Annotated in this window: 25 protein-coding genes; 16 read left to right on the forward strand and 9 right to left on the reverse strand. The window is 52.0% G+C overall.

Annotation, left to right across the window (positions count from 1 at the left end; genetic code table 11):
* Positions 1-73: 73 nt before the first annotated feature.
* On the reverse strand, positions 74-1,078 hold the full coding sequence (gene pspF, locus MUG06_RS04665) for a phage shock protein operon transcriptional activator (protein WP_243077865.1): 1,005 nt from the start codon (positions 1,076-1,078) through the stop codon (positions 74-76).
* A 164-nt stretch (positions 1,079-1,242) separates the two neighbouring features.
* Here pspF and pspA point away from each other — a divergent pair, with 164 nt between their 5' ends.
* The 7 genes from pspA to tyrR all read left to right on the forward strand — a co-directional run bounded on the left by pspA (position 1,243) and on the right by tyrR (position 6,983).
* Positions 1,243-1,908, forward strand: coding sequence for a phage shock protein PspA (pspA, locus tag MUG06_RS04670; RefSeq protein WP_215846738.1), 666 nt, complete (start codon positions 1,243-1,245; stop codon positions 1,906-1,908).
* Positions 1,909-1,944: 36 nt separating this feature from the next.
* The gene (pspB, locus tag MUG06_RS04675) at positions 1,945-2,172 is read left to right on the forward strand and encodes an envelope stress response membrane protein PspB (protein WP_215846739.1); all 228 of its coding nucleotides are present in this window, start codon (positions 1,945-1,947) and stop codon (positions 2,170-2,172) included.
* Positions 2,169-2,519, forward strand: a complete 351-nt coding sequence (gene pspC, locus MUG06_RS04680; RefSeq protein WP_215846740.1) for an envelope stress response membrane protein PspC — start codon at positions 2,169-2,171, stop codon at positions 2,517-2,519. Before pspB ends, pspC begins: the two co-directional genes overlap by 4 nt.
* A gap of 56 nt (positions 2,520-2,575) precedes the next feature.
* Positions 2,576-2,821 carry a phage shock protein PspD gene (gene pspD, locus MUG06_RS04685; protein WP_215846741.1) on the forward strand — a complete coding sequence of 82 codons (246 nt, stop codon included), beginning with the start codon at positions 2,576-2,578 and terminating at the stop codon, positions 2,819-2,821.
* Complete coding sequence (locus tag MUG06_RS04690) at positions 2,802-4,199, forward strand: YcjX family protein (protein WP_243077866.1); 1,398 nt, start codon at positions 2,802-2,804, stop codon at positions 4,197-4,199. The genes pspD and MUG06_RS04690 overlap by 20 nt, the downstream gene beginning before the upstream one ends.
* Positions 4,196-5,248, forward strand: coding sequence for a YcjF family protein (locus tag MUG06_RS04695; RefSeq protein WP_243077867.1), 1,053 nt, complete (start codon positions 4,196-4,198; stop codon positions 5,246-5,248). The genes MUG06_RS04690 and MUG06_RS04695 overlap by 4 nt, the downstream gene beginning before the upstream one ends.
* A 169-nt stretch (positions 5,249-5,417) precedes the next feature.
* Positions 5,418-6,983 (forward strand): transcriptional regulator TyrR, encoded by a 1,566-nt coding sequence (gene tyrR / locus MUG06_RS04700; RefSeq protein ID WP_243077868.1) that lies wholly within the window; start codon positions 5,418-5,420, stop codon positions 6,981-6,983.
* A 79-nt stretch (positions 6,984-7,062) separates the two neighbouring features.
* On the opposite strand, the gene tpx is transcribed toward tyrR, so the two are convergent.
* Positions 7,063-7,566, reverse strand: a complete 504-nt coding sequence (tpx, locus tag MUG06_RS04705; protein WP_215846743.1) for a thiol peroxidase — start codon at positions 7,564-7,566, stop codon at positions 7,063-7,065.
* A gap of 152 nt (positions 7,567-7,718) precedes the next feature.
* Here tpx and ycjG point away from each other — a divergent pair, with 152 nt between their 5' ends.
* Positions 7,719-8,702, forward strand: a complete 984-nt coding sequence (gene ycjG / locus MUG06_RS04710) for an L-Ala-D/L-Glu epimerase (protein ID WP_243077869.1) — start codon at positions 7,719-7,721, stop codon at positions 8,700-8,702.
* Here the strand turns inward: ycjG and mpaA are convergent.
* Positions 8,677-9,384: a murein tripeptide amidase MpaA gene (mpaA, locus tag MUG06_RS04715; RefSeq protein WP_215846745.1), complete on the reverse strand. Its 708-nt coding sequence runs from the start codon at positions 9,382-9,384 to the stop codon at positions 8,677-8,679. The genes ycjG and mpaA overlap by 26 nt on opposite strands.
* Before the next feature lie 156 nt (positions 9,385-9,540).
* Here mpaA and MUG06_RS04720 point away from each other — a divergent pair, with 156 nt between their 5' ends.
* From MUG06_RS04720 to MUG06_RS04730, 3 genes are all read left to right on the forward strand, one after another.
* Entirely contained in the window at positions 9,541-11,160 is a 1,620-nt protein-coding gene (locus MUG06_RS04720) for an ABC transporter substrate-binding protein (RefSeq protein ID WP_243078494.1), read from the forward strand.
* A gap of 118 nt (positions 11,161-11,278) precedes the next feature.
* Entirely contained in the window at positions 11,279-12,262 is a 984-nt protein-coding gene (gene zntB, locus MUG06_RS04725; protein WP_215846746.1) for a zinc transporter ZntB, read from the forward strand.
* 354 nt (positions 12,263-12,616) lie between these two features.
* Positions 12,617-12,754: a hypothetical protein gene (locus MUG06_RS04730; protein ID WP_243077870.1), complete on the forward strand. Its 138-nt coding sequence runs from the start codon at positions 12,617-12,619 to the stop codon at positions 12,752-12,754.
* A 50-nt stretch (positions 12,755-12,804) separates the two neighbouring features.
* Here the strand turns inward: MUG06_RS04730 and ttcA are convergent, their stop codons facing one another.
* From ttcA to MUG06_RS04745, 3 genes are all read right to left on the reverse strand, one after another.
* Complete coding sequence (gene ttcA / locus MUG06_RS04735) at positions 12,805-13,740, reverse strand: tRNA 2-thiocytidine(32) synthetase TtcA (RefSeq protein WP_215846748.1); 936 nt, start codon at positions 13,738-13,740, stop codon at positions 12,805-12,807.
* A 256-nt stretch (positions 13,741-13,996) separates the two neighbouring features.
* Positions 13,997-15,415, reverse strand: coding sequence for an amidohydrolase family protein (locus MUG06_RS04740; RefSeq protein ID WP_243077871.1), 1,419 nt, complete (start codon positions 15,413-15,415; stop codon positions 13,997-13,999).
* A gap of 9 nt (positions 15,416-15,424) precedes the next feature.
* The gene (locus MUG06_RS04745; RefSeq protein ID WP_243078495.1) at positions 15,425-16,351 is read right to left on the reverse strand and encodes an ABC transporter substrate-binding protein; all 927 of its coding nucleotides are present in this window, start codon (positions 16,349-16,351) and stop codon (positions 15,425-15,427) included.
* Positions 16,352-16,924: 573 nt separating this feature from the next.
* Here MUG06_RS04745 and MUG06_RS04750 point away from each other — a divergent pair.
* Positions 16,925-17,905, forward strand: coding sequence for a 2OG-Fe(II) oxygenase family protein (locus tag MUG06_RS04750; protein WP_243077872.1), 981 nt, complete (start codon positions 16,925-16,927; stop codon positions 17,903-17,905).
* A gap of 403 nt (positions 17,906-18,308) precedes the next feature.
* Here MUG06_RS04750 and MUG06_RS04755 read toward each other — a convergent pair whose 3' ends face one another.
* Complete coding sequence (locus tag MUG06_RS04755; RefSeq protein ID WP_215846751.1) at positions 18,309-18,965, reverse strand: MgtC/SapB family protein; 657 nt, start codon at positions 18,963-18,965, stop codon at positions 18,309-18,311.
* Between the two features lie 183 nt (positions 18,966-19,148).
* Here MUG06_RS04755 and MUG06_RS04760 point away from each other — a divergent pair, with 183 nt between their 5' ends.
* Positions 19,149-19,424, forward strand: coding sequence for a DUF333 domain-containing protein (locus MUG06_RS04760; RefSeq protein WP_215846752.1), 276 nt, complete (start codon positions 19,149-19,151; stop codon positions 19,422-19,424).
* Between the two features lie 32 nt (positions 19,425-19,456).
* On the opposite strand, the gene MUG06_RS04765 is transcribed toward MUG06_RS04760, so the two are convergent.
* Entirely contained in the window at positions 19,457-20,449 is a 993-nt protein-coding gene (locus MUG06_RS04765; protein ID WP_243077873.1) for a 2-hydroxyacid dehydrogenase, read from the reverse strand.
* A 156-nt stretch (positions 20,450-20,605) separates the two neighbouring features.
* Between MUG06_RS04765 and MUG06_RS04770 the strand changes: the two genes are divergently transcribed.
* Genes MUG06_RS04770 through MUG06_RS04780 form a run of 3 tightly spaced genes read left to right on the forward strand, consistent with a single transcriptional unit; the run spans position 20,606 to position 23,744 of the window.
* Complete coding sequence (locus tag MUG06_RS04770; RefSeq protein ID WP_243077874.1) at positions 20,606-23,227, forward strand: YdbH family protein; 2,622 nt, start codon at positions 20,606-20,608, stop codon at positions 23,225-23,227.
* Complete coding sequence (locus MUG06_RS04775; RefSeq protein ID WP_215846753.1) at positions 23,224-23,412, forward strand: YnbE family lipoprotein; 189 nt, start codon at positions 23,224-23,226, stop codon at positions 23,410-23,412. The genes MUG06_RS04770 and MUG06_RS04775 overlap by 4 nt, the downstream gene beginning before the upstream one ends.
* A gap of 11 nt (positions 23,413-23,423) precedes the next feature.
* Positions 23,424-23,744, forward strand: a complete 321-nt coding sequence (locus tag MUG06_RS04780; protein WP_243077875.1) for a YdbL family protein — start codon at positions 23,424-23,426, stop codon at positions 23,742-23,744.
* An 84-nt stretch (positions 23,745-23,828) separates the two neighbouring features.
* Here the strand turns inward: MUG06_RS04780 and azoR are convergent, their stop codons facing one another.
* Positions 23,829-24,428 carry an FMN-dependent NADH-azoreductase gene (gene azoR / locus MUG06_RS04785; protein ID WP_215846755.1) on the reverse strand — a complete coding sequence of 200 codons (600 nt, stop codon included), beginning with the start codon at positions 24,426-24,428 and terminating at the stop codon, positions 23,829-23,831.
* Positions 24,429-24,533: the final 105 nt, after the last annotated feature.

Consider the following 24,533-nt stretch of genomic DNA (forward strand, 5'->3'; position numbering starts at 1 on the left):
CGCGCTCATACATGATTGAAACTCGCTTGCCGCCTTGCCTCGGCGCAAACTATTTAGAAAAAACCGGTGCGCGTTAACTCACATCGTCCCTTGCCTGAATACCGTGTTTTTTCATCATGGCGCGAAGCTGGTGGTAAGTGACACCCAACAAGCTTGCTGCGCGGCGCTGATTATATTTCGCTTGCAGTAAACCAGCTTCGACTAACTCACGTTCCTGCTGATTCTGCCATTGGCGCAAATCAACCGGTAAAGCAGGAAGGTCGGCGAAATCCGTTTTGATGTCAGTCACTTTATTAGGCTCGCCACGTGACGCAAACGGATTGATGATGATCTTTTCCAGCATCTCTTCACTGCTGTTATGACGATAAACCGAGCGTTCAACCACATTCTTGAGTTCGCGCACGTTTCCCGGCCAGCTATGATCCAACAAGGTTTTGCGCGCTTCATAGGTGAAACCCGGAAACAGCGGTAAGCCCAGTTCCCGACACATCTGGATAGCGAAATGTTCTGCCATGACCAATATATCGCTGCGCCGTTCACGCAGTGGCGGTAGCTGCACCACATCAAAGGCCAAACGATCGAGCAGGTCAGCGCGAAATTTTCCTTCCGCCGCCATCACCGGCAAGTCTTCGTTGGTCGCGCATACTAGCCGCACATTGACCTGCAAAGACTGATTGCCGCCTACGCGCTCCAGTTGCCCATATTCAATGACGCGCAACAGCTTTTCCTGCACTAACATCGGCGCTGCGCCTAATTCATCCAGAAAAAGTGTGCCGCCATCAGCGCGCTCAAAGCGGCCAAAATGACGTTTTTGCGCGCCGGTAAAGGCGCCCGCTTCATGACCAAACAGTTCAGAGTCGAGCAAATTTTCATTAAGCGCAGCGCAGTTCAAAGAAATAAACGGACCTTGCCAGCGATCGGAAAGATAGTGCAAGCGGCTGGCAATCAACTCTTTGCCCGTCCCGCGTTCGCCGATGACCAACACCGGCTTTTCCAGCGGTGCCAGCTTAGACACTTGCTCAAGCACCTCCAAAAAGTTGTTGGATTCGCCCAACAGATTATCTCTTTGCTCTGACATGATGAAATTCGCCATCCGTTAATCAAATTGACTACAACGAAGTAGGGTTTAAGTGTAGTGATTTTTTAAAAGTCAGCAATATCAGGATGATAAAAACTGGCACGCATCTTGAATTAGATAATCAGCGCATGACGCACATATGACTTTTAAAGAGGAACATCATTATGGGTATTTTTTCTCGTTTCGCCGATATCGTAAACGCTAACATCAACTCGCTGCTGGAGCGTGCAGAAGATCCGCAGAAACTGGTACGCCTGATGATTCAGGAAATGGAAGACACGTTAGTTGAAGTTCGCTCAACTTCAGCGCGCTCACTGGCTGAAAAGAAACAGCTGAGCCGTCGTATTGAGCAGGCTGAAATCCAGCAGTCTGAATGGCAGGAAAAAGCTGAGCTGGCGCTGCGTAAAGATAAAGATGATTTGGCCCGTTCTGCGTTAATCGAAAAACAGAAGCTTACCGATTTGATTGCCACCTTAACGCAGGAAATCAGCCTGGTTGAAGAAACGCTGGAGCGTATGAAAGGCGAAATCGGCGAGCTGGAGAAAAAACTCAGCGAAACGCGGGTTCGTCAGCAGGCATTGACGCTGCGTCATCAGGCGGCTTCTTCTTCACGTGATGTCCGTCGTCAGCTCGACAGTGGAAAAATCGATGAAGCAATGGCGCGCTTTGAATCTTTTGAGCGCCGCATCGATCACATGGAATCTGAAGCGGAAAGCTACGGTTTTGGTAAGCCTAAAACGCTGGATCAGGAATTTACTGACCTCAAAGCGGATGACGAAATTAGCCAGCAGCTGAATGCGCTGAAAGCCAAAATGAACCGCAGCGAATAAATTCACATAATTGCGAATACTGATTAAGGAGAGTCAATGAGCGCACTTTTTCTTGCCATACCGTTAACGATTTTCGTGTTGTTCGTTGCGCCGATCTGGTTATGGCTGCATTACAGCAACAAACGTAACGGCGGATCGGAGCTGTCGCAGAGTGAAATTCAGCGTTTACAGCTCGTCACCAAAGATGCGCAGCGCATGCGCGACCGCATTGAGGCGCTGGAAGCGATTCTTGATGCGGAGCACCCACACTGGAGGCAGCCATGATGAAAGGACGTAAGTTGTGGCGCATACCCGATGAGGGAAAGTTAATGGGCGTGTGCGCTGGCTTAGCTGAATACCTCGACATTCCGGTGCGTTTGTTACGGGTCATTGTGGTGTTATCGCTGTTCTTTGGCCTGTTCGTGTTTACTGTTATCGCCTATTTTGTTTTGGGTTTTGTGTTAGACGTAAAACCCGCTGATGCTGCGCCGAACGAACGCCAGCCGAGCGCCAGCGAACTGCTGGATCAGCTAGAAACCGCCTTGCAGCATGACGAGCGCAGCGTGCGGGATATCGAGCGCTACGTCACTTCAGAAACCTTTAGCGTGCGTAGCCGCTTTCGTCAGATTTGATTTTCATCTTTCACGGGCCTGTTTCAGGCCCTTTTGCTGACTCCTCGGAGGTGTTGATGTCACTACGTTCATCTGCTTTTCGCCATCGCGCGGCACCCGCGTTGAAGTCGGCGGCTAAATTCATCATTATCAATGCTGTCACCTACGGTCCCGCCGGCGTTACTGGTTGGGCAGTGAAATCCGTAGCGCGTCGTCCTTTACGTCTTCTGCTTTCACTGGCGCTGGAGCCGCTGCTGAAACGCGTGATGAACCGGGCGGCATCGCGCTTCATCAAGGAAAAAGATGAAAAGACTGCAAACTGAATTAACAGCGTTGATGAATCGTGGGGTTGATCGCCATCTACGTTTAGCGGTAACCGGGTTGAGCCGCAGCGGGAAAACTGCATTCATCACTTCGTTGGTCAATCAACTTCTTAATGTTAACAGCGGCGCACGATTGCCGCTGTTTTCCGTGGTGCGGGATGAGCGCCTGCTGGGCGTAAAACGCGTCCCGCAGCGTGACATGGGCACGTCACGTTTCACTTACGATGAAGGACTGGCGCAGCTTTATGGCACGCCGCCGTCCTGGCCAACGCCTACGCGCGGCGTCAGCGAGATGCAGTTGGCACTACGTTATCGCCCCCGCGATTCGCTGATGCGTCACTTCAAAGATACCGCCACGCTTTATCTCGAAATAGTCGATTATCCGGGTGAATGGCTGCTCGACCTGCCGATGCTGGCGCAGGATTACACTGACTGGTCACGGCAAATGAATGGCTTGCTGCAGGGCGACCGCGCTGAATGGGCAAAACCCTGGCGCGAAATGTGCCAGCAACTCGATCCTTTCGCGCCTGCTGATGAAAATCGACTGGCCGATATCGCTGCCGCCTGGACCGACTATCTGCATCGCTGCAAATCTGAAGGTTTGCACTTTATTCAGCCGGGCCGCTTTGTTTTGCCGGGCGATATGGCGGGTGCGCCTGCGCTGCAATTCTTCCCATGGCCAACCGGCGACGATGCGCAAGCCAGCAAACTGGCGCAGGCCGATAAAGGCAGTAATTTTGCCATGCTACAACAGCGCTTTCATTACTATTGCCAACACGTGGTGAAGGGCTTCTATAAAAATTACTTTCTGCGCTTCGACCGCCAAATAGTGTTAGTCGACTGCCTTCAGCCACTGAACAGCGGGCCGCAGGCGTTTAACGATATGCGGCTGGCGTTGACCCAGCTGATGCAGAGTTTTCATTACGGGCAGCGGACGCTGTTCCGCCGACTCTTTTCACCCGTGATTGATAAGCTGCTGTTCGCCGCCACGAAAGCCGATCACATCACCAGCGATCAGCACGGCAACATGGTTTCACTGTTGCAGCAGTTGGTTCAGGACGCCTGGCAAAATGCCGCCTTTGAAGGCATTAAAATGGATTGCATCGGTCTGGCGTCAGTGCAGGCTACGCAGAGCGGTTTAGTTGATCACCGTGGTGAGAAAATCCCGGCGCTGCGCGGTCATCGACTTGATGATAATGAACCGCTTACCGTGTATCCGGGCGAAGTGCCACCGCGCTTGCCGGGCAATGCTTTTTGGCAGCAGCAGGGTTTTCAGTTTGAGCAATTTCGCCCACAACAACTGGATGTTGATCGTCCGCTGCCTCACATTCGCATGGATGCTGCGCTGGAATTTTTATTGGGAGATAAACTGCGATGAGCGATCCATTAAAACCTCGTATCGATTTTGCTCGCCCGCTGGATGATGCGCGCGAAATGCCGTTGCGTCCCGCGCAGGCATTTGAAGAAGATGCACAAGCCGCCTTTCTTGCCGTGAAAGAGGATGATGTCAACGTCGAAGAAGAGGGTGCAGGTGAGCGAGCAGTTGAGGCGGCACTCAAACCAAAACGCAGTATTTGGCGAAAAATGGTCGGCGCTGGAATCGCTCTTTTTGGCATAAGCGTGGTTGCCCAAGGGGTGCAATGGACGCATGATGCCTGGCTGGAACGCGACTGGTTTTCGCTGGGTAGCGGCGTAGCGGGTGGATTAATCATTGCCGCTGGCGTCGGTGCGTTAGCCAGTGAGTGGCGGCGTTTATATCAGCTACGTCAGCGTGCCGAAGAGCGTGATGTTGGGCGTGAATTGCTGTATAGCCATGGCATCGGTCAAGGCCGGGCGTTTTGTGAAAAACTGGCGAAGCAGGCGGAGCTTGATCAGGCGCATCCCGCGTTACAGCGCTGGCAAGCGTCGCTACACGAAACCCATAACGACAGCGAAATTGTGCGCTTGTATGCCCAGCTGGTGCAACCGGTGTTGGATCGTCAGGCGCGTCGTGAAATAAGCCGTCATGCCGCTGAATCAACATTGATGATTGCGGTCAGTCCGCTGGCGTTGGTCGATATGGCCTTTATCGCCTGGCGTAATTTGCGCCTGGTGAACCGCATCGCCGCTATTTACGGCATTGAGCTCGGCTATTTTAGCCGGATCCGTTTGTTCCGCTTAGTCTTACTCAACATGGCGTTTGCTGGCGCTTCTGAACTGGTGCGCGAAGTGGGAATGGATTGGGTATCGCAGGATATTGCGGCAAAGCTTTCAGCACGTGCTGCGCAAGGCATTGGTGCAGGTTTGCTAACAGCGCGATTGGGTATCAAGGCGATGGAATTATGCCGTCCGTTGCCTTGGTTGGAAGAAGATAAGCCGCGTTTAGGCGATTTCCGCCGTGAACTTGTTGGGCAACTCAAAGAGGCGCTGCAAAAAAGCAACGCTTAACGCCGCGTTGCTCGACGCGCGCTGAGTTATCGCAGCGCGCATATTACTCATCTCGCCTAAATCCTCGCCACAGACACAAAAACTGTCAACTTTTCCTGACAGATCTCTTTCTGTCACGCGCTAAGTTAGCGTATTATCGCTGAATCTTAACCTGTTTAAGGCCATCGCAATGCGTTTGGAAGTCTTCTGTCAAGACCGCATCGGTTTGACGCGCGAACTGCTTGACCTGTTGGTGGCGCGTAATATTGATCTGCGCGGCATCGAAATCGCGGCCTTGGGCCGTATCTATCTAAATTTCTCAGCGCTGGAATTCGAACAGTTCAGTAATCTTATGGCCGAAATCCGCCGTACACCGGGCGTGACGGATGTGCGCACTGTCACGTACATGCCATCTGAACGCGAGCATCGCGCCTTGAGCGCTTTGCTGGTTGCGATGCCCGAACCGGTGTTTTCTATCGATCTCAAAAGCAAAGTAGAACTGGCTAACCCAGCCGCCCTAAACCTGTTCAATCTCGACGAACAGAAAATGCGTAACTTCAGCGCGGGCAACCTGATCAACGGCTTTAACTTTATGCGTTGGCTGGAGAGCGATCGGGTTGAAGCTCAGGCGCAGCATGTGGTGATTGAAGGGCGTGATTTCCTGATGGAAGCGCGTCCTATTTATCTCACAGCGGAAGAGGGCCAAGGCGATCAGCCGGTGGGCGCTATGGTGATGCTGAAATCCACAGCGCGCATGGGACGCCAGCTGCAAAACCTGATTGTTACCGATGAATCAGAATTCGATCATATCGTTGCTGTTACGCCGAAAATGCGTCAGGTGGTCGATCAGGCGCGCAAGTTAGCGATGCACGATGCGCCGCTGCTGATTGTGGGTGATACCGGCACCGGCAAAGATATGCTGGCGCGTGCCTGCCATCTGCGCAGTGCTCGCGGTAAAATGCCGTTCCTGGCGCTGAACTGTGCCTCATTGCCGGATGAAGTCGCGGAAAGTGAACTTTTTGGCCATGCAGCGGGGGCGTACCCCAATGCGCTGGAAGGCAAAAAAGGCTTTTTTGAGCAGGCTAATGGTGGTTCGGTGCTGCTGGATGAAATTGGTGAGATGTCGCCACGCATGCAGACTAAACTGCTGCGTTTCCTCAATGACGGCACTTTCCGCCGCGTTGGGGAAGAGCACGAGGTTCATGTTAACGTTCGGGTGATCTGTGCGACGCAGAAGAATTTAATTGAGTTAGTCCAGCGAGGCGAATTTCGTGAAGACCTGTTTTATCGTCTGAATGTATTAACGCTGAATCTGCCGCCGCTGCGCGATCGTCCTCAGGACATATTGCCGCTCACGGAGATGTTTATTGCCCGCTTCGCGGATGAGCAAGGTATTCCGCGTCCTCGGTTGTCGCCACAGTTAGCCCCTTTCTTAATGCGTTACAGCTGGCCGGGCAATGTGCGTCAGCTGAAAAATGCGCTCTATCGTGCGCTGACTCAGCTTGAAGGATATGAACTGCGACCGCAGGACATTGTTCTGCCAGAGCAGGCGCTGGATGTGGCGTTGGGCGATGAAGCCATGGAAGGGACGCTGGATCAAATTACCAGTCGTTTCGAGCGATCCATTTTGACGCGTCTCTACATTTCCTATCCGAGTACGCGCAAGCTGGCTAAACGTTTAGGCGTTTCGCATACGGCTATTGCGAATAAGCTGCGTGAATATGGTTTGGGGCAAAAGCGTACGGAAAGTGAGTAGCCTGTTCTGAATAAGCAGCCACGAATCAAAGACTGAAAATAAACGTAAAAGCGGATAACCAGGTTATCCGCTTTTTTTATTACTTCAGTACAGCCAGTGCCGCGTCGTAATCAGGCTCATTGGTGATTTCATTCACCAGTTGGCTGTAGATAACATTGTCATTCTCGTCCAACACTACCACTGCGCGAGCCGTTAAACCCTGCAGTGCGCCTTCCGCAATTTCGACACCATAATCTTGTTTGAACTCAGTGCCACGCAGAGTAGACAACGTGATGACGTTGTTCAGGTTATCTGCACCGCAGAAACGCGACTGAGCGAAAGGTAAGTCAGCTGAAATACACAGCACCACGGTATTGTTCAATTCGCTGGCGAGCTGATTGAATTTGCGTACCGATGTTGCACAAACGCCGGTATCAACGCTTGGGAAAATGTTCAGAACTTTGCGTTTTCCTGCATACTCAGAGAGCGAGACATTTGCCAGCGTCTTTGCAACCAGCGTAAAAGGCTTGGCGCGCTCGCCCGCTTGTGGGAACTGACCTGCAACCAGCACGGGCTGATCTTTAAAATGAACTGTCTGGGACATAGATGTTCCTTTTTATGATGGAATAATTGCCGAAAAATTTGCGTAAGATGAAATATAGTCATTGTTTATGACATATTTTTTAAGGGTTTACGAGTGCATTCGTTGTACTACGCTCAGGGCTAAGTCGCCAGCGAGCTGATTAAGGAGAGGTGATGAGAACGGTAAAAAGTTATCCCGAAACCTGGCCGTTACACACGCCGTTTGTGATTGCACGTGGAAGTCGTACCGAAGCTAAAGTTGTGGTGGTTGAACTGGAAGAAGCCGGTATCAAAGGTGTGGGTGAAGCGACACCTTATGCACGTTACGGTGAAAGCGAGCCGTTAGTGTTGGAACAGATCGCCACGCTGCTGCCGCAACTCCAGCAAGGTATGACACGTGAAGCGTTGCAATTGGCGCTTCCCGCTGGCGCAGCGCGTAATGCCATTGATTGCGCATTGTGGGATCTGGCGGTAAATCAGCGGCAGCAATCGTTGCTGCAACTCAGCGGCATGACCGCGCCCGATTCGGTCGTCACCGCACAAACTGTCAGTATTGATGCGCCGGAAGCGATGGCCAGTAGCGCGTTGGCCTTATGGCAAAATGGGGCGACGTTGTTAAAAATCAAGCTGGACAACAGCTTCATCACTGAACGGCTAATCACAATACGTGCCGCGGTGCCGGACGCAACCTTGATCGTTGATGCTAATGAATCATGGCATGCAGAGGGATTGGCGGCGCGTTGTCAGTTATTAGCCGATTTGAATATCGCGATGCTGGAGCAGCCGCTGCCAGCAGGGGAAGATGCCGCGCTGGCGACCTTTATCCATCCGCTGCCGATTTGCGCTGACGAAAGCTGCCACACGCGTGACAGCCTGCCTTCACTGCGTGGTCGCTATGAAATGGTTAACATCAAACTGGATAAAGCAGGCGGGCTAACGGAAGCATTAGCCCTGGCCGATGCCGCCAGCAAAATGGGGTTCGAGGTGATGCTGGGCTGCATGCTCTGTACTTCACGCGCCATTCGTGCAGCGTTACCGTTGGTGTCGAAGGCGCGTTTCGCTGATTTAGACGGTCCAACCTGGCTCGCAGTGGATGTTGAACCGGCACTGAAAGTGCAAAACGGCCGGGTGATTATTGCTGCCAGCGCAGTAACTTAATCATCATGTCAAGGTAGGTTTCCGTGGCTTCATCCACGGAAATCACCGGCATCTCCGCTGTTACGCAGGGCAAACTCAGGTCGTTACACCAGCTGCCAAAGGAGCCCGGCGTGTCATAACCGATGGCGCTCACGCGGGGCAACGCGGTGTGCTGTGCCAGCCATTCACCCACTGCAACCTGATGAGGATCGTCAATACAGGCCAGCGGTTCATGCCACGAGACAATCCAGGCCGGTTTGAGCTGATGAATCAATGCGCACAGCGCCTGCGTTTCGGGTTCCGACGCGGGATGCGTGCCGGTAGATAACCTGACATCGCGATCGTCAGCCACGCTATTCCAGCGGTACACCGTATCGGCCGATTGCCAGTTAGCCGCCGGAAAGTTGCGATTGAGATCGACACCATTGGCATTAGCGCGTAATCCAAGCTGGCATCCATCTGGATTCACTGCCAGCACGACATGATGACGACGGAGATGATCGGGCAAGCTACGCATGGCAGCAGAGAGCGTGGCAATTGTCGCGTTTTCATCGCCATGCGTGCCCGCCAGAATCAAACCACTGTCTGCATCGGCCTGCGGCGCGGGGAACCAAAGCAGCGGTGCGCCCAACACCGATTTGCCATAAAGCTGAAACGGAACATCCAGTTTGCCTCGCAGCGATCGCGGGTGTAATGACGACATGTTCACTCTCTTTGAAGGGGTTTACCCTAAAAGTAGCTGAAAAGCCTGCGCGGGAAAATAGCTATTTATCAATCAGCAATTTGCGCTAAAGTGCCCGAGGACAAGCTGCGTCAGACAGGGTCTGATGCAGCGCTTCTTTGGGGTAAAGAGGTGATGATGATCAACACGTTTCGCATGACGTTGGCGGCGCTCAGCCTGGCCAGTGTTATCTCGCCCGCGCTGGCGGCCAATGTACCGGCGGGTGCACAACTCGCCGATAAACAAGAAATCGTACGCCATATAAAAGATGAACCCGCTTCGCTCGATCCTGTGAAAGCCGTGGGATTACCTGAAATTCAAGTGATCCGCGACCTGTTTGAAGGTCTCACTAACCAGGACGCACACGGGAAAATCGTGCCGGGCGTGGCGCAAAGCTGGAGCAGCAGCGACAACAAAACCTGGATTTTCACCCTGCGCAACACGGCTCGCTGGTCAAATGGTGAGCCGGTTACTGCGCACGATTTTGTCTACAGCTGGCAGCGGCTGGTCGATCCTAAAAATAGCGCGTCTTTCGCCTGGTTTGCCGCTCTTAGCGGCATTGAAAATGCGACAGCGATCACCAAAGGTGAAATCAGCCCAGACAAACTTGGCGTGACTGCGCTGGATAATCAGCGTTTGAAAGTGACACTGGATCGCCCGGTGCCTTGGTTTCCAAGCCTGGTTGCTAACGTGGCGCTGTTCCCGGTACCACAAAAAGTGGTAGAGAAAGAGGGTGAAAGCTGGACATCGCCGGGCAAATTGGTGGGCAATGGCGCGTATCAGCTCAGCGATCGAGTGGTAAATGAAAAAATTGTGCTGACGCGCAATCCGCAATATTGGGATAACGCGCATTCGGTGCTCTCTAAAGTGACGTTTTTACCGATTAACGAGGAATCCAGCGCGACCAAACGCTATCGCTCTAATGACATCGACATCACCGAATCTTTCCCCAAAAACATGTATGCGCTATTGAAGAAAGAATTACCGGGCGAGGTGTATACACCGGATCAACTCGGCACCTATTACTACGCGTTTAATACGCAAAAAGGACCTACGGCGGATGTGCGGGTGCGCAAGGCGCTGTCCTGGAGTATTGATCGCAGCATTATTGCAGAAAAAGTAGTGGGAACCGGCGAAAAACCGGCCTGGCACTTCACGCCAGACGTGACCGCAGGATTCAAACCGCTGGACTCCATTTTACAGCAGCATCCACAAAATGAGCTCAATGCCCAAGCCAAAGCATTACTGGCATCAGCAGGGTATGGACCTGAAAAGCCTTTGCATCTCAAGTTGCTGTATAACACCTCTGAAAGCCACCAAAAGATTGCCATTGCTGTCGCCTCAATGTGGAAAAAGAATCTCGGCGTTGACGTCACGCTGGAAAATCAGGAGTGGAAAACCTATATCGACAGCCGAAACAGCGGTAATTTTGATGTGATTCGCGCTTCGTGGGTGGGTGATTACAATGAGCCGTCAACTTTTCTTAGCCTGCTAACATCTGGCAACACTAGCAACATCGCACGCTTTAAAAATGAGGATTACGATGCGGTGATGGCAAAGGCCAGCAGTGAAACCAGCGAACAAGCCCGCAACGTCGATTACAATCGTGCAGAGCAAATCCTTGCCGATCAGGCCCCCATTGCGCCCATTTATCAATATACCAATGGCCGTTTAATCAAGCCGTGGGTGAAAGGTTATCCCATCACCAACCCCGAAGATGTGGCCTATAGCCGCGAACTCTGGATAGAAAAACAGTGATCCTGCCGCGGCCTGTTCACAGGCCGCGTTCTGACATTTTTACTCACAGCCAGAAGATTGCATCTGTTTGCTGCCACGCTAGACTGTATCGTATTGATTTTGGTAGTGAGGCTCCATCGTGGATGTGATTGAAGGCAAAGCGTTACAAGTTTCAGATGCCATTATTGCTTGTCAGCTTGACGGTAAGGGTGGCCAGATTGCCATCGAAGATAAAGATATTATTCACTGCGAGAAGCCGTGTTGGCTCCATCTAAATTACACCCATCGCCAAAGTGCCGAGTGGTTGCAATCTACGCCGCTGCTGCCTGATTCAGTGCGCGATGCGCTGGCGGGAGACAGTATGCGTCCGCGCGTTAGCCGGTTGGGTGACGGGTTCATGATTGTGCTGCGTAGCGTCAACCACAACAGTGATTCACGGCCAGACCAGTTGGTTGCTATGCGGATGTTTATCAACGATAAGTTGATCGTCTCAACCCGTCGCCGCAAAGTGTATGCAGTAGATGAAGTGTTGACTGATCTGCAGAATGGTAATGGTCCGGTGGATTGCGGTAGCTGGCTGATAGATATCTGCGACACCTTAACCGATCACGCCAGTGAATTTATCGAAGAGCTGCACGATAAAATCATCGAGATGGAAGATGCACTGCTTGATCAACGCATTCCCGCACGGGGCGAATTGGGCTTACTGCGTAAACAACTGATCGTCATGCGGCGCTATATGGCACCGCAGCGTGATGTTTATGCACGCCTCGCCAGTGAAAAATTACCCTGGATGGATGATACCGAACGCCGTCGCATGCAGGAAATTTCGGATCGTTTAGGGCGTGGTCTGGATGATTTAGATGCGGGTGTTGCGCGTACTGCGGTGCTGGCAGATGAACTCGCGTCAGTGATGGCGGAATCGATGAACCGTCGGACTTACACCATGTCATTAATGGCGATGATCTTCTTGCCCGCGACCTTCCTGACTGGCTTGTTTGGCGTCAATTTAGGCGGCATTCCCGGTGGCGAATGGCGCTACGGTTTCAGCGTTTTTTGCTTTCTGTTGGTGGTATTAGCCTTGGGCGTAGCGGGCTACCTCAAACGGCGGCGCTGGCTTTAAAAATTGCTTAAAAAGGGTTATCAGCAAGTTACAGAGACGTTTTTATCGGACCGATGATGGAGAAAGGGCGATAAAAACTGATCGATATCAATAACGGCGAACGCCGATTGACGCAAACTCTCTTCCGCAGGTGAATGCAACGTCAAGCGATGGGCGTTGCGCTCCATATTGTCTTACTTCCTTTTTAGAATTATTGCATAGCACATTATAATTCGAATCATGCCGGCCTTATCCGCCGGCTTTTTTTTTGCCCGCCTGGCTCAGCCGCACATTCTTTCCTATGCTTAAGTACATACGATAAGTACAGACGAAAAATACATTCGAAAAGTGTCCACGCAACAGAAGGAGAACGGCATGAACGCGATTATCGCCAGCGAACCGATTCCAACTGACCCAACGCCAATCCCCGATCCGTTTCCACAACCTCAGCCGCAACCCGATCCACCCAACCCTGACTTCCCGCCGGTTATGGATCCGCCGCCGCACAGATAAAAAAGGGCGCGCTGTTATGCAGCGCGCCCTCTCTGTTTCTACGTTGAATTTTACTTAATCTGCAGCACATCCAGTCGCGTACTCAGGACTGGCGACTCTTCCTCTTCTGCGCGCCAGCCAATCGGCTGCACCGGTAAGGTTTCCCGGTCAAACGCTAAATCGCCACCATCCACCACGGCATCGCCGTGTTTGATGCCTTTGAAGTCAAACAAATTGATATCAGCCATATGCGATGGCACCACGTTTTGCATTGCGCTGAACAGGGTTTCAATACGACCGGGATAACGTTTATCCCAATCGCGCAGCATATCTGCTACGACCTGACGCTGCAGGTTCGGCTGTGAACCACACAGGTTGCAAGGGATGATTGGATACTGGCGCGCCTCAGAGAAACGAATAATATCTTTTTCACGACAGTAGGCCAGCGGGCGAATAACGATGTGTTTGCCGTCATCGCTCATGAGCTTCGGCGGCATTCCTTTCATTTTTCCGCCGTAGAACATGTTCAGGAACATCGTCTGCAAAATGTCATCACGATGATGGCCTAAGGCGATCTTAGTGCAACCCAACTCACTCGCGGTTCGATAAAGGATGCCACGACGCAAGCGAGAACACAGCGAGCAGGTCGTTTTGCCTTCAGGGATCTTATCTTTGACGATGGAATAGGTATCTTCCTCGACAATTTTGTACTCAACGCCCTGTGATTCCAGATATTCCGGCAGGATGTGACCCGGAAAACCGGGCTGTTTCTGATCGAGATTCACCGCCACCAGGCTGAAATTGACGGGCGCACTTTTCTGCAAGTTACGCAAAATTTCGAGCATGGTGTAGCTGTCTTTGCCGCCGGAAAGGCAAACCATGATGCGATCACCTTCTTCAATCATATTGAAGTCAGCAATGGCAGAACCGACATCACGGCGCAGGCGCTTCTGCAGTTTATTAAGGTTGTACTGCGCTTTCTTTGTATCTTCTTGACTTTGTTGCATTTAATTATTGCCTGACATTGAGGTGAGCACCCGATAAACGCGCTGCGTCAGCGCGTGACCCGGTCACTAAACAGAGCGACATCGACTATGCACAGTATGGTACGGATTGCGGCGATGAAAGCCAGCATGATTTTAGCGTAAGCCGGCGTGTTCACCGACAGGCCTGTCAGGTCCTCCTTGCGATAAGTTTCCCCCTCTATCCTCTGTAATTAAACGCTATTAAGGCTTTGAATGAACCGACAAAGCCTTAACGCCATCAGTTTACATTTGCCCGCTGTTGCAAAATTTTTACAGCCTCTGCCGCCTCGCGTCCCAGCTCAGCCAGATCGACGCCGGGAATCACATCATCTTCGACAATCACTTTTCCCTGGCAGAGCAACATTTTCAATGCCGCGCGTCCGCCACACGCCACTGGCCCGATTGCACTATCATGCAGGCCAAAATAGCGCGGATCGTCAAGTCGATAGACAGCGATGTCAGCCGCCATCCCCGGGCGAAGTTCCCCCGTATCTAATCCTAATATTTGCGCACCGCCAGACGTTCCCCAACGCACCACATCTTCAATCGTGGCGGCATCGCCGCCGCCTTCAAAGGTTCCGCCCGCGTAACGCGGTTTCGCCAGCATCCCTTTACGTGCGCGCTGTAATTGCCATGCTGCATGGGTTTCGCTTTGCATATCTGCGGCTTCATTAGAGGCGGCACCATCCACGCCAATGGAAATTTTCACACCCGCTTGCTCCAGCCCAATTAAATCAGCGATACCGCTACCAAGCCGCGCATTGCTTTGCGGGCAGTGAGCAATACCTGAGCGCGATGCACCAAGCAGCGCAATCTCTTCAGGCAGCAATTTGACCAGATGAGCAAACCAGACATCCTCACCAATCCAGTCATGTTCGGCGCAAAACTGCAAAGGCGTCATGCCAAATTTTGCTTTTGCCGCATCCAGATAATCGACAGTCTCTGAGAGATGGCTGTGTAAACCAATGCCAAGTTTTCGCGCCAGGCTGGCGCTTTCACGCAATTCTTGCGGCGTAGTTGAATGCAATGTCGTTGTGGGTGCCATAACCACGCGGCGCATGGCATGTTGGCTCGGTTGATGATAGCGCTGAACCAGCCGTTCGACGTCCTCCATCCATCGATCAAATTTTTCAGGCCGTAAGGCTGTCGGTAAGCTGCTCTCGAGTCCACGACTTTGGGTGGCGCCGCCCCGGCATAAAACAAAACGCACGCCTAATTTCTGCGCTTCATCAAACAGAATCTCAGCGCCATCAAACGGCATATCGGGCCAATAAAGATAGTGGTGATCGGCAATCGTGGTGCAACCAGAACGCACCAGTTCAATTAAACCCACACGCGTCGCCACGCGAAAGGTCTGCTCATCGAAAGCGCCACGAAAACGGTAGGGCGTGGCAGCCAGCCACGCGCCCAGACTCTGATTCAACCCTTGCGGCTCACCTTTTAGCAGAGATTGAAACAGATGGTGATGGGTATTTACCCAGCCGGGATAGACAACACAATCTCGGGCGTCGACCAGCCTCTCTCCCTGTTGGCATGTCAGGCTTCCCATTTCAGTGATAATGCCTTGCCGGATGCGAATATCACTTGCAGTGCTGCGCGGCTGTTGGCGGTTTCCCGTGAGAATCGCATGGCAATTTTTGATCAGTAGCGCGTCCATTCTTTCTCCTTACAGGGCAGGCTGCGGGTAAAACTGGGTCGTAAACGCGCTCTGCCAGTTAACGGATTTATTCAGCAGGCCAGCGTTAACCATAAAGTCTCGTGTTGCCTGCCAGCGTGCAGGTGTCATGGCGCCAATTCCTTGCTTAGCCGCATCGCCGCCCTCAATGAGATGTAACGTTTTGAGCTGTCCAACGCCAAAGGCCAGCACGGCATCGGTCATTTGTGGATTCTCTTTTTTTATCAGGGCATTACCGGGTTTAGGATCGCTAAGATAAGATTTCCATCCTTCCATTGATGCGGCAACAAAGCGTTTCATGACCTCCGGTTTTTCTGCCAGCAGATCGTCGCGCGTGACTAGAATGCCGCCATAAGCGGGATAGCCGTAATCGGCAAAAAGATAGAATTTACTGTCCGGTTGAACGGCTTTGATCTGCTGAACTTCTGAAGTGGCATACGCCTGCTGCGCCGTATTTTTATCGGCGAGAAAAGGCTGCATGTTGAAGGTATAAGGGCGAACCTGAGCGTCGCTGAGCTGATATTTGCTTTTCAACCATGGCCACCAGCTGGCTTGACCGCTGGCAGACACTAATACGGTTTTGCCTTTCAAACTCGCCAAAGAATCAACATCGCTGTGGGTGATAATGCCTTGTGGATCAAACTGGAAAGGCGCGGCAATCGCTTTCAGGGGAAAGTTTTTCGCAATGCCCTGTAGTACCTGAAGGTCATAGCTGATGATGACATCTGCACGCTTTGCCAGCAGCAGCGTCATGTTATTAAGTTGCGGCCCACCAGAACGCACCTCAACATCAAGGCCATATTTTTTATAAATTCCGGTGGCAACAGCCTGGTAATAACCCCCTTGTTCTGCTTGCGCAACCCAGGTTGTTTGTAGAACCAGTTTGTCTGCGGCGTGAGAGAGGGCGCTAGCACTCATCGCGAAGGTGAAAAGAGATAAACGGAATAACGACATTGACATTGTAACCCCCAATTCAAGCATGAAAATGCCATCAGGGGATGAGTGGCTAAGCGTTGTGCTCGCGATGCTTATCATCGCCCCCTGACGAGGTACAGCCGAAGCTGCAGAGCAATGTCCCACATGGATTCTGCTGCCATGTTGACCGCTTATACTCTGAATTTTTTGTTGCAAGCCACATGCCAGCTACAAAACGGTGAGTATATCTCAATGATTATGAAAGTGATTTTAAAAAAAACAGAAAAATCCACTGAGGAGCAGAGTCGCCATTAAGCACGCTAATGGCGCAAAAGGTGCAGAAATGCACATTCTTAGTGCATAAGCAGCGCTTTTAGGCAGCCAAAAAATATCAACGACCTGATTAATAAAGAATTTATTAAGTGGCACAGCACTTGCTTGATGACCAGAGAGTAGAAGCTGTCAGCCGATATCATTCTCGGTGGGTCATTGCTCAATCACGTAGTTGTGAAGTGAGGCTTTGACCCGTCGCTCAGGCGTGGGTCATTCGTTGAAAATCGTTAACGAGGTAGACCAATGACCAATACATCAGCTTATGCATTACATGAGTTATCAAAAGAATCGCGGATGGGCGCGCGAGGCGTGGAAGCAGCACGCGAAGTGCGCATTATCGACCTGACCGATTTTGACCAGCGCAAAGAGGAAATAGCCGATCAGGTATGGCAAGCCGCCACCGATATCGGTTTCTTTCAGGTTTCCGGTCATGGTGTTGCTGTTGAAGAGATCAATTCAGCTTTCGCGAATGCAGAGCGATTCTTCGCATTACCCGAAGCCGATAAAGCTCGTCATCCTTTGCGACGTAACGCAGGGTGGGAATATCGCTCGCAAATACGCCCCTCAACCGGTAAACCCGATCAAAAAGAGTCTTATCAGATTACCCGGCCACGTATGGAAGGGCTGTGGCCTGACGATGTCACGTTGCCGGGCTTCAAACAGCGCGCGCTGACGTTTGAACGCCAATGCTGGGAAGTGGGAATGAAATTATTATCCTGCTTCGCCATTAAGCTGGGCATGCCTGAAACGTTCTTTACTCAAGCGCATGATCCGTCGCGTGAGACGTATCAAAGCACCTTACGCATGCTGCACTATTTTGCCATTAGTGGCGAACCGGATGGCCCGTGGCGTGCGGGTGCGCATACTGATTTCGATTGTCTGACGCTGCTTTTTCAACGTGATGGACAAGGTGGGCTTCAGGTCTGTCCAGGCAAAGAGATGGATGAACAAGTCTGGACGCCGATTGAACCGTCAGAAGGGCTGATCACCTGTAATATTGGCGATATGCTAATGCGCTGGAGCGATGACAAACTGCCGTCTAATTTTCATCGGGTTAGTAATCCATTGCCAGGCGAATCGGTTCCAGCTCGCTACAGTCTGGCCTTTTTTTGCCAGGCCAATGAAGATGTCATCATTGAAGGCCCGGAGAAAAAGTATCCTGCCATCTCTGCAAAAGAGTATCTGGCGCAGCGGATCAGCGCGAACTTCTCAGGTAAGTATTGATTAACAAGAATGCCCGGTCACGCCGGGCATTTCTCGCCATGACGCTTGCGCTTACCGTGATCGCTAAGCTTAGGTCGAGCCCGCCATATCACCGCCAATGATCCAGACCGATTTATCAACCAGCGCATCGACTGTGTCACAGAGCGCAACCGCAACAGGAGGGGGGAGTGATTTAACTGCTTTTTAAGCTGAATCATTGCCGCTCAACACCGACTTATTGTGACGTTGTCACTTAAAAATATTTGATGAATCTCAAGCGGTAACGCTTCGCTATGCTGATTCAGCAATCGCAAAGCACGCTGGCGTTGATGATCAACGCTTAACCGAAAGCCGAAGTTAAACACCGCGTTCTCTTCTGAGTGGTGGTAATAGCTCACGCAAGGGCATCTCATTTTAATGAGATTCAAATCAGTTCAAGCGACTGCACCCCTTTGATTTCCATGACTTTCTCATAAAGATGCGCATCTTTGGCTTTGTGTGACAACGTCACATGGACGCTAAGTTCACATAAACCCGTTTCTGGATTGCGATTTACCACAGCAATATGTCCATAGCGAATGCCTTCACGCTGTAACACCAATAACACCAGCGGCACGCTTTTCGCTTTAAGGAACACCACAATGGTATGATGTTTGCCTATCAGTAGATGGCTCAGACGGCGGAAGACTTCCAGCACCACTAAAGCTAAAACCGTGCCGTAAATGCCGATTTCATACATGCCGCTACCAATCACTAAACCGATTGCGGCGGTCACCCAAAGTCCGGCGGCGGTGGTTAAGCCCTTAACTACCTGCTTTTGGATGAGGATAGTACCCGCACCCAAAAAGCCCATGCCGCTAACGACTTGCGCAGCGATACGGCTGGGATCCAGAGAAACATGTTGATCGTTGAGCATATCGGCGAAGCCATATTTCGATACCAGCATAAACATCGCGCTGCCTATCGCCACTAAGATATGGGTGCGCAAGCCCGCTTCTTTGGCCCGCATCTGGCGTTCCATCCCAATTAATCCACCTAACACGCCGGCAAGGGCGATGCGGATTAGCATATCCGTTAACATGGCTTTTCTCCGAAATATCAGAACCGTTTTTAATCTGTCAAACCAAGCATGGCGCTAAACAAGATAATTCTGCTTGTAAAGCTAGCCAGGAAATTTTGTAAAAAGCTGTTTCACCTCTCGACCCCTTGCGCTGCCTGACATATGCTGACTCCGCCCCTAACCTCAATTCCCGGAGTTTGACTGATGAAAGCTGCCACCCTTCTGCTGGCCGGCGCCGCTTTGTTGCTATCCGCCTGTAGCAGCAACAGTGATGACAATGAACCGCCACAACAAGCTACCGCCGCCCATATCCAACCCCACGTTGTGATGTCTTCTTTAGCCGAGAGTAATTGTGCGGGTGCCGGTGGAACATTGGCGTTTTCGCATCAGTTAGATGGTTCACGCGTGGGGATGTGCCAGTTGGTTAATGGCCGCCGCTGTGATGAACAAGCGTTGATTGGCGGACGCTGCGCACGTTAACGTAGAGGGCCGGCTAAACCGGCCCGCGTCTTTTACGCTGAAAGCTGGTTAGGGCAAGATTCGCCTTTTTCGAGCTGGCTGAGATTACTCAGCGTAGTTTGTGATATTGCCGTCAACGCTTCGGCAGTCAAAAAAGCCTGATGTCCGGTAAACAGCACGTTATGGCAGGCTGACAAACGGCGGAAAACATCATCTTGAATCACGTCATTTGATTTGTCTTCAAAGAATAAATCCCGTTCGTTTTCATAGACATCCATGCCAAGCGAACCGATCTTTTGCTGTTTCAATCCATCAATTGCTGCTTGTGAATCGATTAAACTGCCGCGACTGGTATTAATGATCATCACGCCATCTTTCATCTGGCTGAAAGCGCCTGCGTTGAGCAGATGATGATTCTCGGGGGTTAACGGGCAATGCAGCGTAATCACGTCTGACTCAGCAAACAGCGTTTTGAGGTCAACATATTCGGCGCCTAATTCCAGCGCTTGCTGGCTTGGGTAAGGATCATAGGCCAATAAGCGCATACCAAATCCCTTCAAGATACGCATCGTCGCCACACCAATTTTGCCGGTGCCGATCACGCCTGCGGTTTTGTTATGCATATTAAAACCGGTTAAACCGTCCAGAGAAAAGTTGGCATCTCGGGTGCGTTGATAGGCGCGATGAATGCGGCGATTAAGTGTCATCATCAGGCCAATCGTATGTTCCGCCACGGCTTCAGGCGAATAGGCAGGAACACGCACCACGTTGAGGCCCAACTCAGCCGCGGCGGCTAAATCCACATTATTGAAACCAGCACAACGCAGTGCGATGTGCTTAACACCTAACGCAGCCAACTCCTCAAGCACCGGGCGGCTACCATCATCGTTCACAAAGATGCACACAGCATCGCAGTCCACGGCATTTTTGGCCGTGGATTCGGTCAGCAAAAAGTCGAAAAAAACCAGTTCGTAGCCATACTCCTGATTCACCTGCTCGAGATATTTCTGGTCGTAGTGTTTGGTGCTGTAAACCGCGATTTTCATCGTTTTGCTCCTGCATACGGGGATATTCCAAGGATAACGTGTTCTGCCGCGCTTTGCTGAATCTGCTTCATCATCTCGCCGGCAATCCTTCACCTTGTGCGCGTAACATGCCATCATCTTTGTCAGGATACTGTAAGAAAAAGGATTATTGCTGTCATGCCGCGGATTTTCCGTCGACGACTTGCTGCGATTCTGGCGCTGATTCTGCTGGTGCTGGGTTTATTGCTCACCATCACACAATGGCTGCCGCGGCTGGTCGGCATCTGGCTGCCTCCTGAAACACGAATCGAACTGGAAGGCACGCCACGCTGGCGTGACGGCGGCGTGTGGTTTCCTCACATTCGCTATCTGACCGGCGATTGCGTCTTAGCCTCGGTTGAACACGCTTCACTGGGCTGGCATCTCTCACGTTGGCGGCTCAACGCGGGGCAAGTCAGTGTAAACAGTGAATGTCTGCAACACATTCCTGCCACAAACGATAATCCCTCTGCACCCAAAAGCCTGGCTGAATGGCAAGCCATGCTGCCTGGCGCCGATCTGCATATTGATCAACTGATCATTGCACCTTGGCAAGCGTATGCCGGTCAGTTGGATCTGGCGCTAGAGAGCGGTCAGCAGCAGTTGCATTATCAGGGCGACAACCTACAGCTTGAGGCGACGTTAAAAGGTCAGCAGCTCAACATTCAGCGACTGACGTTTAAAAATGGCGCACTCCCTGAACCGGTTACCGTAAGTGGTCAGCTGGAGTTACCGAAATTCGCCGATGGCTTACCGGTGAACGGTAACGTGAGTGGGCAACTGTCACTGGGGGCACTCCCCGATCCGCTTGACGTCACGCTTGACTGGCAACAGCAGCAAGGCATGTTAAAAGTGATGATGCAGGGCATTCCGCAGCCGTTGTTAAGTTTGCCGTGGCAGGCCAGCGCGCAGCAGATCCACATCGAAAAAGGGCAATATTACTGGCCGCTGGATGCACAGCCGCTGTCGGGCTTTATCAACCTGACGCTGGATAACTGGCAAGCCGGGCTGGAAGCTGCGCGCATAACAGGCCGACTTAATCTGTTAACCCAAGGGCGCGGCGGCAAAGGCAACGTCGTTTTAGGGATCGGGCCGGGTCATCTGAGTATGACGCAAAGCCAGCTGCCGTTTCAGCTCACCGGCGAAAGCAAGCTCGCGGAGATGCAGCTGTACGGCACCATTCCAGGTGAGCTCAGCGGCTCGGTTCTTGATCCGTTGTTGACGTTAAAACCTGGCGCGCTTCTGCGGTTGCGCGGGCGGTTGCTGGCCACGCTGGACGTTGATGAAGCCCGCTGGCCGCTGGCCGGCGTGCGACTCTCTTCGCAAGGTATTGATGGTCGATTACAGGCGATTCTAAAAGCCCACGATCCCAGCTTCGGAAAGTTTTTGCTGCACCTTGATGGCCGGGCAAATAATTTCTGGCCAGATAAAGGCGAATGGAACTGGCGTTATTGGGGGGGCGGCGAAATGTTGCCGCTCAATGCAAAGTGGGATGTGAAGGGCACTGGCGGCTGGCAGGATACGCTGATTCATCTCGATACCTTATCAACGGGGTTCAATCAGCTGGAATATGGCATGGTGCAGGTCAGTAAGCCGCGTTTAACGCTGACGACGCCGGTTAACTGGCAGCGAGATGTGCAACGCCCGTCGTTTGATGGCGGGTTCAAAATGCAGTCGGGGCAAACGCAGTTTAGCTACGGCGGCTGGTTACCCAACTCAGATCTGGAATTTAAAGCCAAAGGGCGCGATCCAAGCCACTTTATCTGGCGCGGTGAGCTAAAGGCAGGCGATATTGGCCCATTGCGCGTCCACGGTCGTTGGGATGGCGAACGCCTGCGCGGCGAAGCCTGGTGGCCAGCACAATCGCTCACTGTTTTTCAACCTTTACTGAGCCAGGATCTGAAGATGAAAATTCAGTCCGGTGAGCTGCGCGCGCAAATCGCCTTTTCTGCCGCGCCGGAACAAGGTTTTGAAGCGGGCGGACACTGGACGGTCAAACAGGGCAGCGTCTGGACGCCTGACAGCCAAATCAATGGCGTCGATTTCTCATTGCCTTTCCGCCTTAAGCAGCAGCGCTGGCAACTGGGCGTGCGCGGCCCGGTTTCACTGCGTATCGCTGAGGTAAAAAATCAGTTTGCCCTGCAGAACATACGTGCCGATTTGCAGGGGGCTTATCCCTGGACGGAATCACATCCATTAACGCTGCAGGACGTCAGCCTGGATTTGCTCGGCGGGCAAATTACGTTGCCATCGTTACGCATGCCGCAACACAAGGTTGCTCGTGTTGCGCTGCGTGATATCAGTTTGAGTGAGCTCATTACCGCCATCAAACCCAAGCAGTTTGCTATGTCCGGCAAGGTTAACGGTGAATTGCCGCTGTGGCTTAATCATCAACGCTGGCTGATTGAAAAGGGTTGGATTGCCAACAGCGGGTCGCTGACATTCAGGCTGGACAAAGACATGGCTGATGCGATTACCAGCAACAATATGGCAGCGGGCGCGGCAATGAGTTGGCTGCGTTACATGGAAATTTCCCGCTCGTGGGCCACCATCAATCTGGATAATCTGGGCGACCTGACGATGGATGCGCAGGTGCAAGGGACAAGCCGCTTCAGCAATCGTAATCAAACCGTTAATCTCAACTATCGTCATCAGGAAAATCTGTTCCAGCTATGGCGCAGCCTGCGTTTTGGCGATAATTTGCAATCCTGGGTGGAGCAAAACGCCACCTTGCCATCGAAAAAGGACCCTCAACCATGAGCCTTAGGGCATTACTGGTTTTAGCCGCCGGGCTGCCGCTGATCGGATGCGTGCCGCGCATTGAAGTCGCCGCACCCAAGGAGCCGATCACGATCAATATGAATGTAAAAATTGAGCATGAAATTCATATCAAAGTGGATAAAGACGTGGAAGCGTTATTGAAAAACCAGAGCGATCTGTTCTGAGGAGAAACTGCATGAAACGCATCAGCGCCGTGCTGCTTTTGGTCTGGATAGTTGCCCAACCGGCGTGGGCGATCACGTTGGATGAAGCGCGCCAGCAAGGTCGGGTAGGCGAAACGCTTTCCGGCTATATCGCTGCCCGTGAGCAGGATAATGAGACGTTGGCTTTGGTTAAGCGTATTAATGAAGGGCGCAGCGCGCAGTATCAGCGCCTGGCGCAGCAAAACAATCTCACCACCTCAGACGTGGCCAGCATTGCCGGGCAAAAACTGGTGAGAAGGGCCGAAGCGGGTGAGTATGTGCGTGGGATAAACGGACAATGGCTAAAGAAGTAACCGTCGCGACAGCATTTATTCACAGGTTAACGCGCATAAAAAAGCCGGGCATTAAGCCCGGCAAGGTACAACGGCATCAAAAGCTTAAGCAGCAACAATCTGCTTGATTGCATCTTTAGCATCTTCAGTGGCTTTGGTTGCCACTTCTGGACCGTAAGCGATGCCTTCAGCGAAGACGAAATCAACGTCGCTGATACCGATGAAGCCAAGGAACAGCTTTACGTATGGCGTTAACAGGTCAGAAGCGGTGTCTTTATGAATGCCACCACGGCTGGACAGGATGACTGCGCGCTTACCTTTAACCAGACCTTCTGGGCCCGCTTCGGTGTAACGGAACGTGACGCCAGCACGCGCAATCAGGTCGAAGTAGTTTTTCAGCTGCGTTGGGATGTTGAAGTTGTACATAGGCGCAGTAATAACAACCACGTCATGGGCTTGTAGTTCAGCGATCAGCTCATCAGACAGCGCCAACGCTTCTTGCTGACGCGGTGTCAGTGGAGCGTCAGACGGGCGCAGTGCGCCAACCAGTTCACCATCCAGTACCGGAATCGGGTTTGCTGCCAGGTCACGAACGGTAACGTCGTCACCGTTGGCTTTAGCCTGGTCAACGTAGAAGTCAGCCAGTTGGCTTGATTGTGAATAGCCTGCAAGGATACTGGATTTCAGAACTAAAACTTTGCTCATGGTATTTTCCTGTCTGTTATGCGGAAGGCTTCCCGCTCAATGCTTTACACTCTACGGATATCAGCGGCACGGTGAAAGCGCAATATTTCGAGATCTATGTTCGAA

Source organism: Pantoea sp. MQR6 (genome assembly GCF_022761075.1).
Lineage (GTDB): Bacteria > Pseudomonadota > Gammaproteobacteria > Enterobacterales > Enterobacteriaceae > Pantoea > Pantoea phytostimulans.